15 protein-coding genes are annotated in these 17,313 nt (G+C 42.5%); 1 reads left to right on the top strand and 14 read right to left on the bottom strand.

Translation table 11 applies throughout. The features are described 5' to 3' along the window. Positions 1-5: 5 nt before the first annotated feature. The 7 genes from mutS to A5883_RS15390 all read right to left on the bottom strand — a co-directional run bounded on the left by mutS (position 6) and on the right by A5883_RS15390 (position 7,492). Positions 6-2,558 carry a DNA mismatch repair protein MutS gene (gene mutS / locus A5883_RS15420; protein ID WP_086338972.1) on the bottom strand — a complete coding sequence of 851 codons (2,553 nt, stop codon included), beginning with the start codon at positions 2,556-2,558 and terminating at the stop codon, positions 6-8. Next, positions 2,542-2,931: a YlbF family regulator gene (locus tag A5883_RS15415; protein WP_086338971.1), complete on the bottom strand. Its 390-nt coding sequence runs from the start codon at positions 2,929-2,931 to the stop codon at positions 2,542-2,544. Before A5883_RS15415 ends, mutS begins: the two co-directional genes overlap by 17 nt. 7 nt (positions 2,932-2,938) lie before the next feature. Then, positions 2,939-3,736, bottom strand: a complete 798-nt coding sequence (locus tag A5883_RS15410; protein ID WP_010748642.1) for a TIGR00282 family metallophosphoesterase — start codon at positions 3,734-3,736, stop codon at positions 2,939-2,941. A 150-nt stretch (positions 3,737-3,886) separates the two neighbouring features. Next, positions 3,887-5,122, bottom strand: coding sequence for a peptidase T (gene pepT / locus A5883_RS15405; protein WP_005227162.1), 1,236 nt, complete (start codon positions 5,120-5,122; stop codon positions 3,887-3,889). 37 nt (positions 5,123-5,159) lie between these two features. Further along, the gene (locus tag A5883_RS15400; RefSeq protein WP_008376307.1) at positions 5,160-5,582 is read right to left on the bottom strand and encodes a methylglyoxal synthase; all 423 of its coding nucleotides are present in this window, start codon (positions 5,580-5,582) and stop codon (positions 5,160-5,162) included. 118 nt (positions 5,583-5,700) lie between these two features. After that, entirely contained in the window at positions 5,701-6,477 is a 777-nt protein-coding gene (locus A5883_RS15395) for a Cof-type HAD-IIB family hydrolase (protein WP_005227160.1), read from the bottom strand. 217 nt (positions 6,478-6,694) lie between these two features. Further along, positions 6,695-7,492, bottom strand: a complete 798-nt coding sequence (locus tag A5883_RS15390) for a formate/nitrite transporter family protein (RefSeq protein WP_086338970.1) — start codon at positions 7,490-7,492, stop codon at positions 6,695-6,697. A gap of 367 nt (positions 7,493-7,859) precedes the next feature. On the opposite strand from A5883_RS15390, the gene rpsD reads away from it, so the two are divergent. After that, a complete protein-coding gene (gene rpsD, locus A5883_RS15380; protein WP_005227158.1) occupies positions 7,860-8,471 on the top strand; it encodes a 30S ribosomal protein S4 in 612 nt (203 codons plus the stop codon). A gap of 147 nt (positions 8,472-8,618) precedes the next feature. On the opposite strand, the gene spx is transcribed toward rpsD, so the two are convergent. The 7 genes from spx to A5883_RS15345 form a co-directional block, all read right to left on the bottom strand. Beyond that, on the bottom strand, positions 8,619-9,068 hold the full coding sequence (spx, locus tag A5883_RS15375; RefSeq protein ID WP_086338968.1) for a transcriptional regulator Spx: 450 nt from the start codon (positions 9,066-9,068) through the stop codon (positions 8,619-8,621). 50 nt (positions 9,069-9,118) lie between these two features. After that, on the bottom strand, positions 9,119-9,520 hold the full coding sequence (locus tag A5883_RS15370; protein ID WP_005227156.1) for an Asp23/Gls24 family envelope stress response protein: 402 nt from the start codon (positions 9,518-9,520) through the stop codon (positions 9,119-9,121). A gap of 286 nt (positions 9,521-9,806) precedes the next feature. Beyond that, positions 9,807-11,270 (bottom strand): peptidoglycan DD-metalloendopeptidase family protein, encoded by a 1,464-nt coding sequence (locus tag A5883_RS15365; RefSeq protein ID WP_254907877.1) that lies wholly within the window; start codon positions 11,268-11,270, stop codon positions 9,807-9,809. A 223-nt stretch (positions 11,271-11,493) separates the two neighbouring features. Further along, positions 11,494-13,788 (bottom strand): glycoside hydrolase family 65 protein, encoded by a 2,295-nt coding sequence (locus tag A5883_RS15360; protein ID WP_086338966.1) that lies wholly within the window; start codon positions 13,786-13,788, stop codon positions 11,494-11,496. 13 nt (positions 13,789-13,801) lie between these two features. Next, positions 13,802-14,815: a LacI family DNA-binding transcriptional regulator gene (locus tag A5883_RS15355; RefSeq protein ID WP_016609209.1), complete on the bottom strand. Its 1,014-nt coding sequence runs from the start codon at positions 14,813-14,815 to the stop codon at positions 13,802-13,804. 219 nt (positions 14,816-15,034) lie between these two features. Continuing rightward, a complete protein-coding gene (locus tag A5883_RS15350) occupies positions 15,035-15,682 on the bottom strand; it encodes a DUF624 domain-containing protein (protein ID WP_086338965.1) in 648 nt (215 codons plus the stop codon). Between the two features lie 62 nt (positions 15,683-15,744). After that, on the bottom strand, positions 15,745-17,310 hold the full coding sequence (locus A5883_RS15345) for an extracellular solute-binding protein (protein WP_086338964.1): 1,566 nt from the start codon (positions 17,308-17,310) through the stop codon (positions 15,745-15,747). Between the last annotated feature and the right edge of the window lie 3 nt (positions 17,311-17,313).

The raw sequence follows: 17,313 nt of genomic DNA, 5'->3' as shown, positions 1-17,313 counted from the left end.
TCTTTCTAAATTCGTTTTTGCAGCTCGTACAATGTATTCAGAGCATCCATCGGGGTCATTTCCAACAGATTCAATTTCTTCAATTGATCGATGACGCCGATTTCTTCCGTAGATACTTCACTAAACAACGACAACTGCTGACTTTCTTCGACGACGGGTTTTGGTTGTACCGTCGGTTCATGTTCTTCCAGCGCTTTTAAGATCGTGGCTGCGCGCTGTAAGAGTGCACTTGGCAGTCCAGCGATTTTGGCTACATGGATCCCATAGCTTTTATCTGCGGGACCTTCCATCATCTTATGCAAGAAGACGACTTCGCCTTCTTTTTCAACGGCACCAACATGGACATTGCGCAAGTGCGCCAATTCCTCATCTAAAACCGTCAGCTCATGATAATGGGTGGAGAAAAGTGTTTTGGCATGAACTTCTTTGTGGATATATTCAATGATGGCTTGTGCCAATGCCATCCCATCATAGGTCGCAGTCCCACGCCCTAACTCATCAAACAAAATCAAGCTGTTAGGCGTTGCATGACGCAGCGCTTGGTTGGCTTCCATCATCTCCACCATAAACGTGCTTTGACCGGCGATCAGGTCATCGCTGGCACCGATGCGAGTAAAGATCCGATCAAAAATCGGCATCTCTGCAGATTGTGCGGGTACGAAACAGCCGATCTGCGCCATAATGACTAGCAAGGCAAACTGCCGCATGTACGTACTTTTCCCAGACATATTTGGGCCTGTGATCAACAAGATCTCTGTTTCTTCATCCATCACGATACTATTCGGAATGTACTCTTGGTGACCAAGGACTTTTTCCACTACAGGATGACGGCCGTCGATGATCGATACCGCTCGTTTTTTCGCTACTGTTGGCCGCACGTATTGGTAGCGTTCCGAAACTGTGGCGAAACTTTGTAAGACATCGACCGCACTGACGGCTTTGGCTAGCTTTTGTAGACGGGTGATACTCTTTTTCACTTCTTCACGGACGTCAAGAAACAGGCGGTATTCCAAATCCACCGATTTCTCTTCGGCTTCTAAAATCAAAGTCTCCAGTTTTTTCAACTCGGGTGAAATAAACCGTTCCGCATTGGCTAACGTTTGCTTGCGCTCGTAGCGAGAGGTATCTAAATTCACTAGATTGGCTTTCGTGATCTCAATGTAATAGCCAAAGACGCGGTTGAACCCAACTTTCAGGTTTTTGACTCCCGTCGCTTGGCGTTCGTTGGCTTCTAATTCCGCCAGCCATTGCTTGCCGTTACGCATCGCTGTACGGTATTCATCTAATTGTTGATGGAACCCGTCTTTGATGATGTTGCCTTCTGTGATCTGCAACGGGGCATCTTCATCGATCGCCGCTTCGATCAGTGCAACCAAATCATCTAGGGGCGTTAATTCCAGCAGCAAGTCATTCCACTCGCCACGGTTGATGCCTTGCAACAATTGCGCGATCAAAGGCACTTGCTTCAAAGAAGATTTTAACTGCAGCAAATCGCGGCCATTGACATTTCCGAAGGCGACCCGTCCGACTAAGCGTTCCATGTCATAGACTTTCGTCAGCGCTTCTTGCAGATCTGCTCGCTCAAAGAAACTGTCCAGTAACGATTGGACCATTTCTTGGCGGGCAGTGATTTTCTTTGGCTGGATCAAGGGACGGTCTAACCATTGCTTTAACAAACGGCCACCCATTGCGGTTTTTGTCTCGTCCAGCAACCACAAAAGAGTCCCTTGTTTTTTGCCGGTTCGAATCGACTGCGTCAATTCTAAGTTGAATTTGGAATAATGATCCATTTTCAAGGCATGATCGGGCTGATATTCCACGGCTTGTTGAATATGCGCTAAACTGCGTTTTTGGGTGATCGCCAAATAACTTAGCAACTTCCCTGTGACTACTTTTTCTAACTCTTGGGAGAGAGGTTCTGTTAAAAATTGAAATTCGGCATTTTCTTCCAACGTTTCTTGCTTAGAAAACACGACATTCAAGCGATTGGTCAGTGTTGTTTGCAATGACTCAGGGATCTCGCTGCACAAAACGACTTCTTTCGTTTGCAGAGCGGCGGCCTCATTGACGACAGCTTCTTCATCTTCCAATTGCGCTGCTTTTAATTCACCGGTACTTAGATCGACATAGGCAAAGCCAAAACGCTCCCCTTGCTGCAAAACAGCTGTCAAAAAGTTGTTTTCTTTGGCGGATAGGCCTTTGCTGTCCATCACCGTTCCCGGCGTGATCAGTTGAACGACTTCGCGTTTGACCATTCCTTTGGTGGTTTTTGGATCTTCCACTTGCTCACAAATCGCTACTTTGTAGCCTTGCTCGATCAAGGTGTCGATGTAATTGCTGGCAGCGTGGTAAGGCACCCCACACATAGGGATCGGTTCCTCCGCATTTTTGTTGCGGCTGGTTAACGTCAGTTCTAAAATTTGTGCTGCCTTGACAGCATCCTCATTAAATAATTCATAGAAATCCCCTAAACGATAGAATAAAAAAGCATCTTGGTACTGAGCCTTGATGCTTAAATACTGTTCCATCATCGGGGTATTTTTAGTTTTTTGAGGCATTGGTTTCATCCTCCTCGATGGCTTTATTCATTTTCTTTTGGATCTCCGTCGTGACATATTGCAGCAATTCATCTGCTTGCAGTAACGCTTGGCGATAAGCAACCACTAAAGGATGCTGCTCGTATTCGTTTGTCAATGACGCATAACGCTGCTCGGCAGCTTTTTTTGCTTCGGTTTTCTCATAATGCTCAAATTGAACGATCTCTTTTTGCGCTTGCTTCAGCGCTGCTTCCAGCTCCAATAGCCCTTGGTTTTGCAAAGCTCGTGCTTGAATTTCTTGAAATTCTTGAACGATCGGATGATCAGACAAGAGCCTTTGCAAAGCAGCCAGCTCTTGGGCAACGTGTGGTTCCTTGGCTAATTGCTCTTCCATGCTTCTCCTATTCTGTAAACGGGCGATCTTCACTGATTTGGATCGGACGGATCGATTTTGCTTTACCAGTGGCTTCATCAATCTCAAGCAAGCAAGCCGACAAAATACTGCGGCCTTTTTCAATCACTTCAAACCGTTGCGGCAACGCCGTCAAAAATTTTTCAATGACTGGTTCGCGTTTCATCCCCAAGATCCCATCATAAGGACCAGTCATGCCGACATCTGACAAATAAGCTGTTCCTTGGGGCAAAATCCGCGCATCATTGGTCTGGACATGGGTATGCGTGCCGACGACTGCCGAAACACGGCCATCCAAATACCAGCCCATCGCTTGTTTTTCGCTGGTGGTCTCCCCATGAAAATCCACAAAGATAAACGGTGTACGTTTGCGGGCAATCGCAACCAGTTCATCCATTTTGCGAAACGGATCATCAAGGTCTACCATGAACGAGCGAGCTTGCATGTTGATCACCGCTAATTCAATGGTGTTGACTTTCACAAATACCATGCCGACGCCCGGTGTTCCCTCTGGAAAATTGGCTGGACGAATCATTTTCTTCGCATCGCCAATAAATTCAAAAATGTCACGGTTGTCCCATGTATGATTGCCTAATGTCACGACATCGACACCATCTTGCAAAAATTTCTTATAGATTTTACCAGTGATCCCACGACCCGCCGCCGCATTCTCGCCGTTTGCGATCGTCACCTGTGGCCGATACGCCTTTTTTAATTTTGGAAGGTACTCCGTGATCGTTTCTCTTCCTAATGAACCAACTACATCTCCAATGAATAATACCCGCACACATTTTTCCTCTTCTCTTTTAGCTTCTTTTCTATTATAAGGGTTTTGGTCCAGAAAAAAAAGGTTCTTTCACTTGCGGTTCTTCCCTGCAGCAGGACAAAAAAACACGCTAGACTCTTTCGCATCAGTCTAGCGTTTCGCTCAATTCTCTTAGGAAACAGTGGTGTCCTCTTGTCCTACATGTTCTACGATCGCCACGATCAAATCACGGGCTTTTTCCATCGCTTCCACGGTAATAAATTCATACTGGCCATGGAAGTTTTCACCGCCGACAAATAAGTTCGGTGTTGGGATCCCTTTATAGGTGATTTTCGAGCCATCGGTCCCGCCACGAAACGGTGCTTCGATCGGCGTCACGCCAATCGCTTGCATCCCTGCTCGGGCAGCTTCGATACTGCGGGGATCTTTCTTGATCAAATCCCCCATATTGTAATATTGATCATACAGCGTATAGGTGATACGTTCTTGCCCATAGGCTGTGTTCAGTTCATCAATGATCCCTACGATGTTGGCTTTTCGCTGTTCAAAAAGCGTATGATCGTGATCACGAATGATATAAGAAACTTCTGCTCGACCAATATGTCCCGTCAAATTGTGCAGCAGGTAGAAGCCTTCATACCCGCGGGTGCGTTCAGGAACTTCCTCTGCTGGAAGGGCATCGTCGATTTGGTGCGCGATTTTCAAGGCGTTGACCAAACGACCATAGGCAGTCCCAGGATGCACACTCGTACCGTCGATCGTTATATCGATACGAGCCGCATTAAAGGTTTCATATTCCATATGCCCCACGCGACCACTGTCCATCGTGTAAGCAAATGCCACTGGAAAATCCGCCGCATCAAAGCGATCAGCGCCAGTCCCGATCTCTTCGTCAGGGCCAAAAGCGACCCAGACATCGCCACGCTTATGCGCATCCATCGTTTGTAAGATCCGCAGCGCATCAATGATCTCTGCGATACCAGCTTTATCATCTGCACCCAGCAGGGTCGTTCCATCCGTTGTGATCAACGTTTCGCCGACATAGTCTTTGAGATTAGGAAATTCAGCAGTTGTCATATAAATGGCTTTTTCTTTATTTAAACAAACATCCTTGCCATCGTAATTTTCATGGATCTGCGGTTGAATATTTTCAGCTTCGAAATCTGCCGTATCTACATGGGCAATAAAGCCAATCGCCGTTTTTTCAGGATTGCCAGGTAGACGTCCGATCACAAAACTATTCTTTTCATAGTAAGCAACATCCGCTAACCCCATCTCGATCAACTGATCTTTCAATAAAAGAGCCAACTCAACTTGTCCCTGCGTCGTTGGGATGGTCTGACTCGTGGCATCCGAGCGAGTATTCATTTTTGCATAGGTCAAAAAATCCTTTAAGATTGCTTTCAATTCTGCACGTCCTTTTTCTTCAATTCTTCTACTATCTTTATAACGACAGGGGACGATTGTCCGTTTCGTGGATCACTTGTCGAAAATCAGCAAAGCCAGCTGCTAACCCGCGCAGCAAGATCTCTGCCGTTCCCATATTGGTGGCTAAAGGAATCTCGTACACGTCTGACAAGCGAATCAATGCCGTTACATCTGGTTCATGGGGTTGTGCGGCTAAAGGATCGCGCAAAAAGATCACCATGTCCAAGTCATCTTGCGAAATCATGGCGCCAATTTGCTGGTCTCCTCCCAGCGGCCCTGATTTGTAGCGGTGGACAGGCAACTGGGTTGCTTCTTCGATCCTCTTCCCCGTAGTTCCTGTTGCGAAAAGTTCATGCTGCGCTAAAATTTCTCGATAGGCAGTCACTAATTTTACCATTACATCCTTTTTTCGATCATGAGCAATCAATGCGATTTTCATTTGCTGCATTCCCCCTTTTTTCTATTGTACCAATTTATTTTCTTTGCGACCGAGAAAAAACAAAAAAACATAGCACAGATGCCGCAAATCGACTGTGCTATGTCTAAAGGATTCCTTTTTAAATCAGTTGTAATTCTTTCAAGGCTAACCAGATGCCATCTTCATCATTGCTAGCAGTCACCATATCTGCGACTTGTTGGATCTCAGGGACCGCATTGCCCATTGCCACACCGACACCTGCGGCAGTCAGCATCTCACGATCGTTTTGGCCATCACCAAAACAGATCACATCTTCTTGTGCTATCCCTAATTGTTCCGCGACGCACAGGATCGTTGCTGCTTTGGAGCCTTCTTTTGGAACGACATCCACACTGTTTTCATGCCAACGTACAAAACGCAGTTTGCTGTATTTCTCGTCAAAGAAATGCTCATACTCTTTTCCGTAAAAAGCCAATGCTTGATAGACTTCTTTTTCTTCAGGAAAGTCCATGTCCAACTCAGGAAGTTGGGCACCAAAGGAATGCATCGCTGCTTCCATTTTAGCAATATCCAACGAAGACGCTCGTTTCGCTGTATCCATCCCGACAAAGGCCGTATCGATCCCAAGCTCTTGGGCTTCTGCCACGAAAGCAGCCAATTGCGTTTCATCGAGCAAATTTTTATACACCTGCTGATGCGAAAGAAAGGCGGCTGCCCCATTACATAGAATGTAATTATCAAAGGACAATGAACGAATAATGTCTTGGGCGTGAAAACGACTGCGCCCAGTGGCAACGGTCACGAAATGGCCAGCATCTCGCAGAAGGTCAAGGGCTTTTAGCGTACTATCTAGTGGCTGTTTGTTCGAGTCAAGCAAGGTTCCATCAATATCAAAGGCAAAGAATTTCCGATTCATAAAAGGTTAAGGCTCGCTTTCTATTAAGAAGTAACTAAGATTTTGGTCTTGGTTGCGGTCATTTTTACAAAAAACAGCAAGAAAAACCGTACATACTTATTCTTAACACAAATGACCGCTGATTTCAACGCTCCGTTAAGGGATGATAGCTTCTTCCTGGAGAAATGTTAGAGAAAAGAAAAAAAGAAGCATCGCTGCTTCTTTTTGTAGGTTCTGATTAGTCGACATAGGTCGATTTTGAGTTGTTCAACCACGCGTAACCCAGTCCCATGACCAAGCCACCGCCGATATAGTTACCGATAAAGGCAAAAACTAAATTATGGATCACACTGCCGACAGTCATGCCTGCCAAGTGTCCACCTGAAGCCCAGAAAGCTAAGGTAAACGCTGGGAAGTTAGCGATGACGTGTTCGAAGCCTAAGAAAGCAAAGATGAAGATGATGAAAATGATTGCTGCGACTTTTCCAGCATCGTCTTTCATCCGCATGCTGACCAACACGGCTGTGTTTACCACGATATTAGCGAACATCGCTTCCACTAAAATTTGGATAGTGGATTTTTCTAATTTTGCAGTGATCGAGGTCAGCATAAAGTTGTCTGCGGTCAGCCCTTGAAAAGGTCCCGTTAGCGCAACGATCGAGCCGAAGACCACCCCGCCGATCAAGTTGAATAAGACACACGTAAGCAAAATTTTCAATGCCAAAGGAATACTTAGACGTTTACGGTAAACCCCAACAGTCATATACAACATATTCGATGTTCCTAATTCTGCGTTCATATAAAGAATCATGACTAAAGACCAGCTAAACATAAATGCATACAAAATTTTTCCTAACCCGTGAACCATTGATTCACCTTTCATAGCGATCGCAAAAGCAATAGCTGTTCCGAGGGTTAAGAATAAACAAGCCATCATCGCACGTACAGCGTAACGCAAATAACTACTCTTGATCAAATCGATTTTCTTTTCTATGGATGAATCGATCTTCTCAAATAATGGGGATACTGGATTCATTTTTCTACTCCTTTTATGAAAAATTTTACTTCGTTATAATTTGCACAATACTTCCATATTCTAATGACGAAATGCTGATTTGTAAAGAGATATTTGAAAATATAAGTAATTAATGAAAAATTTCCAGCTTTGTTTTCATCAAATCCAAAGCCAGCTCCATCTTGACTTTTGCCCCTAGTTTGTCGTATACTATTCCTTGTGTAAAATAATGCAGCAGGAAAATAACAGCTCGTCACCAGTTCGTTGCCCCTCGGGTGCAATTGCGTAACCGCGGCTGCAAAGGTGAAGATTGAAGAACGAACTGCACGAATGTGAGTTTTTCAACGGATTATTTTACTCCAAACTATTTTATTGGAGGAACTAAATTATGTCTCGTTATACAGGACCATCATGGAAAATTTCTCGTCGTTTAGGAATTTCTTTATCAGAAACTGGAAAAGAATTGGCACGTCGCCCTTACGCTCCAGGTCAACACGGACCAAACAGCCGTGGCAAAAAATCAGAATACGGCATGCAATTAACTGAAAAACAAAAATTGCGTCATATGTATGGCATGAACGAACGTCAATTCCGTACATTGTTTATCAAAGCAAGCAAAATCAAAGAAGGTAAACACGGTGTTAACTTCATGATCTTGCTAGAACAACGCTTAGATAACGTTGTTTACCGTCTAGGTTTAGCAACTACTCGTCGTCAAGCACGTCAATTAGTAAACCACGGTCACGTTTTAGTTGATGGCAAACGCGTTGATATCCCTTCATACCACGTTGAAGTTGGACAAGTCATCAGCGTTCGTGAAAAATCACAAAACATCTCAACAATCAAAGAAGCAGTTGAAGCAACAGCTGGCCGCGCGTCATTTGTAAGCTTTGACAGCGAAAAATTAGAAGGTTCATTAACTCGTTTACCTGAGCGTGATGAATTGTCTGCAGAAGTTGACGAAGCACTAGTCGTTGAATTCTACAACCAAAAACTTTAAGATTTCAACCGACACGATTCCTTTTGGGAATCGTGTTTTTTTGTGGACTCAGCGGATTTACGGATCCCTTTAAGAAGACCTTTGAAAAATACCAAAAAAACCGACAATGATACATCGCTGTATTCATTTGCCGGTTTTGTTCCTATTTTAGATAAAGTTCGCAACAGATTCGCCTTCTTCTTGCTTTTGGCGATAATTAAACATGAGCAGCTCTGTTTGGCGTCGTTTGAAAATGATCTTTCGTAAGTTTCGTGGCACGAATTTACGAATGTCTTCTTCATTGTATCCCACTTGGAGCTTGTTCTCATCTAAGATAATTGGTCGTTTCAATAAGTTCGGGTATTTTTCGATCAATGAAAGTAACTCTTCTAGCTTCAACTCTTCTAAATCAATGTCTAGCTTTTGGTACACTTTCGAACGAGTAGATATAATGTCTTCCGTTCCATTTTTCGTTAAAGAAAGAATCTCCATTAGTTCATCACTATTTAATGGATTGCTAAAAATGTTTCTCTCTTTAAATGGTAGTTCATTTTCGGTCAACCATGCACGGGCTTTACGACATGACGTACAGCTGGGTGTTGTATATAGTGATATCATTTGTTCATTCTTCCTTTCTCTTTGATGTACTTCGATTTTTTGTTTGGTGCTCAACCTTCGATTTGATCGATCGTTTCCTGTTTGACGATATCGGCGATTCGAATATTGATCTCTTTGACTTTCAAAGAAGTCAAGCGGCTAATTTCTTCTAAGACCACTTCTTGGACTTGCGCAAAGAGTTTGGGGATATCTTTGCCGTAAGCCACGATTACTTCCAAATCAACTGCAACCTCTTCTTTGCCAACTTCCACATCAATGCCAGAAGCGACTTGCGGCTGTTCTTCAAGGTTTTCGGTCATATCTGAAAGAAATCTGCCATTTACACTAATCAAGCCATCAATTGACTGCAAAGCGACACCAACAATTGTTTCAATGACTTTCTCTTCAAAGGACAGTGGACTTGCTTGCGCTGCTTCATTAGACACATTCGTTGTTTGCTGATCGTCAGTCATTTTTCACACTCCTTGGTTAAATAAGAAAGGATACTAGAGACATCGCAAAGTCGCATACACGACCTTGTCTAAAGTGGACATTCCTCTTGGGAATTTTTTTCCCTACCTTTCTAGCATAAATTCTTTTTGTTTTTTTTACAAAGAAAAACACTTGTTTTCGGAATAAATTTATCGTGCAAGATAAAATGAATGCGCTAAAAAAATCTCAAAGCATAATTTTCCTGAAATGATTCGTTTTTCTTGACAAAAAAAAAGAAAGCATCTACAACGCTCTCTTTTTTTCGTGTTATTTTGACAAAACTTCCAACGGATCAATCAGTTGGTGCCGCGCTAAACTTGGTGAAAGACTGACTTCAAAATGCAAGTGCGGGCCTGTACTGTTCCCCGTACTTCCCATGGAAGCAATCACCTCGCCTTGTTCGACCGTTTGACCGACTTCCACTAAATTGCGATGATTGTGGGCATACAATGTCGTCAACCCATCTTTGTGCTCGATGGCAACATAATTTCCCCATGAAGAATGATATTCTGAGCGGATCACCGTTCCTGAAAGACTAGCCATGATTGGCGTTCCTTGCGGTGCGGCGAAGTCCACTCCACGATGAAACCCATTGCCTCGTGGACCAAAGACAGAGGAGACAACTGGATTGCTGACAGGATAGATCATCTTTTCGCTGCCTGTCGGTAATTCTGGTTTCTCTTTGTCATAACTCGTCAGGGCATACGCTTCGATCAGCGCATTCAGCTTCTCATTGTATTGTGTATCTGATGCATAACGTCCGGTCAGATATTCCGTGGCGTCTTCATAAGATTCCGTTTCTGATTTCCAAACACCTTTATAAAAATTCGGATTGTGGTCCAATCCTTCTTTCAACAATTTCGCATAATCTTTCAAAGAAGATTCGATGCTGTCATATTGGCGAAAAGTGGCATGAACTGTGTATAAATTACCAGAACCATCGTCTTCTTGCGTTTGGAAGGAAATCCCATTCCCTTCATAAAGTCCCTTAATACCAAATAGGTTATAAAAAGGCTCCTGGCTCAGACGGCTTCTTCCGCTGCCAGACTCTAAAATCGCTTGGGCAATCATGACCGATGCGTAAAGATCTTCTTCTTGTCCAACTTTACGAGCATCTTCTCCAATCTCCATAATAAAGTCCCACGTTTCTTTGACTGGCGTGACTTCAAATTTTGCTGGCTCATCTTCTTGTGGCGGCGTTACTGTCAACTCTGGTACATTCGGTACTTCTTTGATGTCAGGCGAAGGCTGGCTTGGTGTTGATTCTGGCTCTGGATTTGGTGTTGTCTCTGGTTCCGGTTCTGGTTCCGGTTCTGGTTCCGGTTCTGGATTTGGTGCTGGATTTGGTTCTGGTTCTTCTGGTTCTGGCGCCGGCTCAGGTGTTGGTTCTGGTTCTGGATTCGGCTCAGGATCAGGATTTGGTGTCGGCTCTTCTGGTTCCGGTGTTGGTTCTGGTGTCGGGGTTGGTTCTGGCAAAGGTTCTGGTGTTGGCTGTTCAGGAGCAGGTGTTGACTCTCCTGGAACTCCTTCGCCGTTTTCTCCTGGTACCGTTGCGGCATCTTCAGGGACCAAGCCCATGGTTGGCCCGTTCACTCCCGGAACCGTTGACTCAGCTGTATTTTGACCTGCAGTAGACTCGTTCGTCAAAACAGATGCGGCAGCCGATACTGGCAGCATTGTTGAAAATTGACTGGTAATAATGGCAATCGCCATCCATTTTTTTATTTTCATTCGTGAACTTTCCTCCTTTATTCCTCCCTCTATCATACAAAAAATGCAAGAAACTTTGTAATCAATTTTTGCATTCCTATATGAAAAACGAGAAAAACTTGATTTTTCGCTACTCTTCCCTATCTTTAATTACGCACAAGAAGTTCCTCTTGCTTGCAAAAAAACAAAAAACAACGGTGCTGTTCTTCACCGTTGTTTTTTATGCGAATGAGCGCCAAGAAATTCAGACGATTCTTTTCGTTGCTCGCTCAATGACGATGGGGTTTTGAGTAAGCGTCACTTTCTTTTGATAGACTTGTAGTTGAATAGCACTACCCTCTATTAGCGAAATTTTGATTGACTGATGGTTGACTGACACGTCAATCAAACATTGGTTATACGTAATTTTGAATGTATATTTTTTCCAGTCTGCTGGAATTGTGGGGGCTATTTTTATTCCTTCTCCATCAGTTCTCACGCCACCAAATCCATAGACGATATTCATCCAAGCTGCAGCAATCGAAGTCATATGCAATCCTTCACGAGTATTACGATTGAAATTATCTAGATCCATTCTAGTGGCAAATTCAAAAAAATGATAAGCTTCATTTTCCATGCCCAATTCTGCCGCCAAAATAGAATGAATTGAAGGTGACAGCGAGGATTCGTGAATCGTCCTTGGTTCATAGTAATCATAGTTGACTTGCTTTTCCGCTTTCGGAAAAGATTGGTTATACAAGAAAAGAAACATTAAGACATCTGGTTGTTTGATCATATTGTTACGATAGATTCGATCGTAGGACCAATGATCATAAAGCGGGAACTCTTCGATGGGAATCGACCGGATATCCACATGAGGTAATTTGAAAAAACCATCATGTTGTTCAAACAAACCATACTCCGTTTTTAAAATAAGCATTTCTTTGCTACAAATTTGCCAGTAGCCAATCTCCTTTTCACTCAAACCATGCGCTGATAGAAGGGTACTATATCTAGTTTCATCACTCGTTTTCAATTTTTTCAATACCTCTACAGTATAATCGAATGTTCTTTTCGCCATATAATTTGTATACGTGTTGTGATTTACCATCATCTGAAATTCATCTGGTCCCATCACCCCAAAAAAGCCAAATTCACCTTCTGGAGACCAATCACCTCTAGAAGCCAAAAAGCGTGAAATTTCAATCAGCATTTCGATTCCGTGTCCATACAAAAATTCAGTATCTTTTGCTACCTGCATGTAGTGCCAGATACCATAAGCAACAGCAGTGCTTGGCTGAAACTGAAGGCTGGCATGCTGCCAAAGATCGCTGGCTTCGTTCCCATTCAATGTAGCGATGGGATAACACGCTCCTTGGCAATCAAGCTGGCGTGCTCGTTTTTTTGCTTCCGCCAAAGTATGATAGCGAAATTCTAATAAATTTTTTGCAGCATCAAGATTTGTCAATAAGTAAAAAGGAAGGCAGGAAGTTTCCGTATCCCAAAAAGCATGGCCACCGTATGCTTCACCAGTGAGCCCTTTCGCACCAATATTATGACTAGGATCTTGACCATGGTATGTTTGATGTAGCTGAAAGATGCAGTAGCGAATCCCTTGTTGATTACTTGGATCACCATCGATTTGGATGTCTTCCTTAGCCCAAACATTTTGCCAATAGGTGCGACTCTTTCGTTCCATCTCATCAAAGGAAAGACTTTTTTCCAGATCGGTGAGACAATGGTGTTTTAGTTGATTTAAATCAAGTCCGGTTTTATCGGCAATATTTACCGCATTTCGGTTTACTTGAAAGTTCATCCCTTCTTCTAGTTTAACGTTAAACTTGCGGCCGATAAATTTATCCCTTTCCACAAGTTGCGTGTCGAGGGACTCAGTGGCGGATAAAGAAAAGCCAGCATAAATGGTTTGCTTGGTGCTTCTTGTTTCTGCTGCTAAAAACGCATGCCTGTTTGAAGATTCTTTTTCTCGTTCCACCCAAAAATTTTGACCTTCAGATAGATGGCTCGTGGCAAAGTCAATCCCCATCAAAATTGAGATGGATGGACTACCTTCAATGACTTTTAACGAGATCTGCTGATACCCTAATGATACCGTTTCTCTATCTAGTGAACGTACAAAAGTCACTTTTAATTTGATATCCTTCTCAGGTTTCCAATAAAAACTACGAGTCAAGATACCTGTTCTAAGATCAAGTCGTCGTTGAAAAGATTCGATATCTGAATAAGCTAAATCTAGTAACACCTCACCACACCAAATTCTGGTATATAGCCAATCGACCGCATTGACCATAAAATGACTCCTCGAAATGATCCCCTTATACTTTACGCGGTTTTCCTTAGGGCTATTTTCGTAGATTCCATTGAAGTAGCTACCTAGCAATCGTTCTCCCGAATATCCTTCTTCAAAATAACCACGGATGCCCATATATTCATTTGCCAAAGAAAAGATCGATTCGGACACTTCACTTCGTTCTTTATCAAACCCTTCTTCTGAAACACTCCACGGATCAACCGTATAGTATCTATCTGCAATCTTCCCCATAACACGTTCCTTTCTAGTATGTTGTTTTTCTTACAATCAATTTCCCATTGAGTAATGTGATTTGCGGTTCATTCGAATGGTTATCAATGATATTGACCAAGGTAGTCATGGCTGCTTCCCCTTTTTTAATCTGATCTAATCTGATCGTAGTTAACGGAGGATCATTTAAAGCTGCATAACGGATATCATCAAAACTGATGATCGACAGTTTCTTTTCATAAAAAATAGCTTCTTGTTTTAATTTATGAATAAACTTGATCGCTAAGTAGTCTGCTGTAACGAGCACTGCTTGAAACTTGTCTATGCTGCTGATCATTGTTGCTTGTTGTTCTTCTGTATACTCTAATCCCTCATCAGGCTTTATACCAAAATCCTGCAAAGCCTGATGATAGCCTAGATACCTTTGTTGAATAACCGATGTCTTTGATTGATCAAATTCATAGGACAAAAAGCCGATCTTAGTCAGACCCTTTTCAAGTAAAAAGGCAGTCGCTTCATATGCCGCTTTTTGATCATTCGTATTGATAAAAAAACTATTCGGATAGTCCGTGATTCGATTGAACACTTCATCCTCTAGATGCGTATCAATGAAAACGATTGGGACCTGGACAATCCGATTGACTTCTTCAAATAATTCTTGACTAAATCCTACTGCAATAAACCCATCAAATTTCCAATTTTTCTGTAATTCTCCAATATCATCTGTTTTGGTCACGCTATGGACGAGTGTAAAAAAGCTGTGCTCTTTCGTCACTCGCTGTATACCATCTAGAACTTCTGTCACAAAAGGGTCCGCAAAGTCCAAATTTTTTTGATCTGAAAAATACAGTACCCCAATTAAGCGAGAAGAAGATTTGACTAACGCTCGTGCATTCATATTTGGTGAATAATTATATTTTTTTATGATCCCTTCGATCATTTCTATCTTATCTTGGGACACACGGTGCGCTTTTTTATTTATAACATTCGAGACTGTCGTCACACTGACCCCTGCTTCTTCTGCAATTTTTTTAATTGTAATCCTCATGCGCTTTGTCCTTTCGATAGTACTTGTTTTTCCTTATTATACCGCATTGTCGAGAAGCATCAATCAAAGGATAGCCAACAAGAATGGGTACCCTTTATTAGAACAATGACAATTTAAGAAAGTGGACTCTTTCCTCCTTTAGTTCTTCTTACGCTCTCTATTTTGTAGGACAAAGGGGCACAGCACATGGATCAAGGTCTCTAGCTAACTACGAACTCATCAAATTTCTTGGGGTTCAGCGATGGTTCGCTCAGTCTTTTGATACATTTTTTTTAAGAGTAGATTATTGATCAATGAAGTCATGGCGAACCCACCAAACGTATAAACGTAAATAGCAGTCAACAATCTTTCGGGACTACTCAAGCTAAAATACATCATCATACTATTAAAGAGCAACAGCAAACCCGCTTGCTTCCCATTTTGAATCGCTATCAGCAAACAGTTCTTGATACTACGCCACACACCATCTTCATATCTACCAATATAAGAAAATAGCATGACAAACAATAATAAGAGACAGACGATGAAAGGGAATAAAATGGCTAAGCCAATCACCCTAAAGACTATATCTTGAAGGGTAAACAAATAGAAATTGAGTGAAAAGATCGTTGTAAAAAAAAGAATACCTACCCAAATAATTGTTGCTTCAAAAAAATCCCTTTTTATCGTAGAAAAGTAGTGTCGCACGAGCCCTTCTTCATGCCCCGCCAGTATTTTTTGCCAACAAGTGTTCATGGCTGTCAAAGAGACGCCGATTGTAAGGATCGGCAGACTAGTAAGAAGAAATAAGCCATTAAGCAAGCATATATCGGTAATCCTTGTTAATCCTTTCATCAATGGCGTATCAAATCGAAACAAAGTTTTCATGTATACTCCTTTCACCTAGAATAGGAAGGCTGAAGCAGTATTTCTACTTCAGCCCGCACGATCTAATTTATAATTGCTGAGTATCGATCAAAGGCATCATTTTGGATCCCCATAAACTCTTCGATCCCCATTGCGTTCAATTGTTCCAGATAGCCCTCCCATTCTTCTTCAATTCCGCCTTCTACTACCCATTTGGCAGCCATTTGCGAAGCATAAGAACTAATATCTACATAAAGTGCTGACAACCGAGCCAATTCTTCTTGCGAGTAAATCACATTCGGAAATGCAGGTTGGACGTATTGATTGATTTCACTATCAAGAATCAATTTCAATCCATCCCCTTGTGTTTCATCAATCGTCACACGCTCATTAAATTGATCATCCACATATTTTGGTCCAAAATCGCGCAATGAATTGATCCAAGCCCATTCATCCGCTGATTTCCCATCCTGTGGTGGTAAAACTGTATACTGGTCCCCGTTTTTCTCAACACCAACACCAAATGAGCCATAAAAGGTTTGAATGCTTGCATCATCTGTATAGAATTGATCAGCCCACTTTAAGAGCGCAGCAGGGTTTTCACAACTCGTTGTTATCATAAACTCATTCCGACCGTAGTTATAATGATCTGGATCGGATATGACATAGCGTTGTCCATCTGGTCCTTTCAATGGTGGTAGTGCAACATACTCCTCAGCATGTAAGCCAAACGTTGCATCCGCCGTCCATCCAGCAGCCACCCCTACAAGAGCGGTATCTTTATTCATTCGTTTCGCATCACTCATGGATGTATCTTGGGTAAACAATTCTGGATCAATCAATCCTGCTTGATACGCCTCACTCATCCAAGCAATGCCATCACGATAGGTTTCTTCCATGCGTAAATAGATTGGTTTTCCATCCTTCATTGACATTTCGTACGTATTGTCAGCTCCAAGCCGATTGTTAAACGGTAAAATGAATGAGAAGGTTTCACTAAAGTTTCCGACACCATACGGGATCTCATCCGTTGCATCTCCATTTCCATTGGCGTCCTCTTCTTTAAAAGCTGTTAAGACATCAATAAAATCTTCATACGTATCAGGCATCTCCAAGCCAAGATTATCAAGCCATGTTTGATTGATAAATAGTTGGTTCGCAATGAGCGGACGCATCGGTAGTTTTTTCGGTAAGCTATAGATATGCCCGTCTGGAGAGGTGATCATTGCTTTAATTTTCGGATCTTCCGACATAATGCGAGTAAGATTAGGCATGTTTTCTGCAATCAAGTCTTCTAAAGGGATAAACACATCTTGATTTTGGGCTATTTCGGCATCATTAAAGGTGATTGACCCTAAAAAGGCATCAGGCAAATCGCCTCCAGCCATCAAAACAGACTTTCTCTCACCCCAATCTGCTGAAAGATGAATATCCCATTCGATTTGAATCCCTGCATTTTCTTCTGCTTCTTCTAAAAAGCCTTTTGTAAAATCATCTCCCCAGTCTGACCAGCGAACAGTGGTGATTTTAAATTGATTCGTGTCACTTCCTTGCTCCTCTACGGCTCCTTCATTTCCACAGCCAGTCATCATCCCTAAAATTCCTAAAGAACAAAACAAATACCTCCATTTAAACTGTTTCATCATCATTCC

The sequence above is a fragment of the Enterococcus sp. 5B3_DIV0040 genome (assembly GCF_002140755.1).
Lineage (GTDB): Bacteria > Bacillota > Bacilli > Lactobacillales > Enterococcaceae > Enterococcus_D > Enterococcus_D casseliflavus.
Note: the sequence above shows the minus strand (reverse complement) of the source record. Positions and strands in the feature narration are given on the sequence as shown.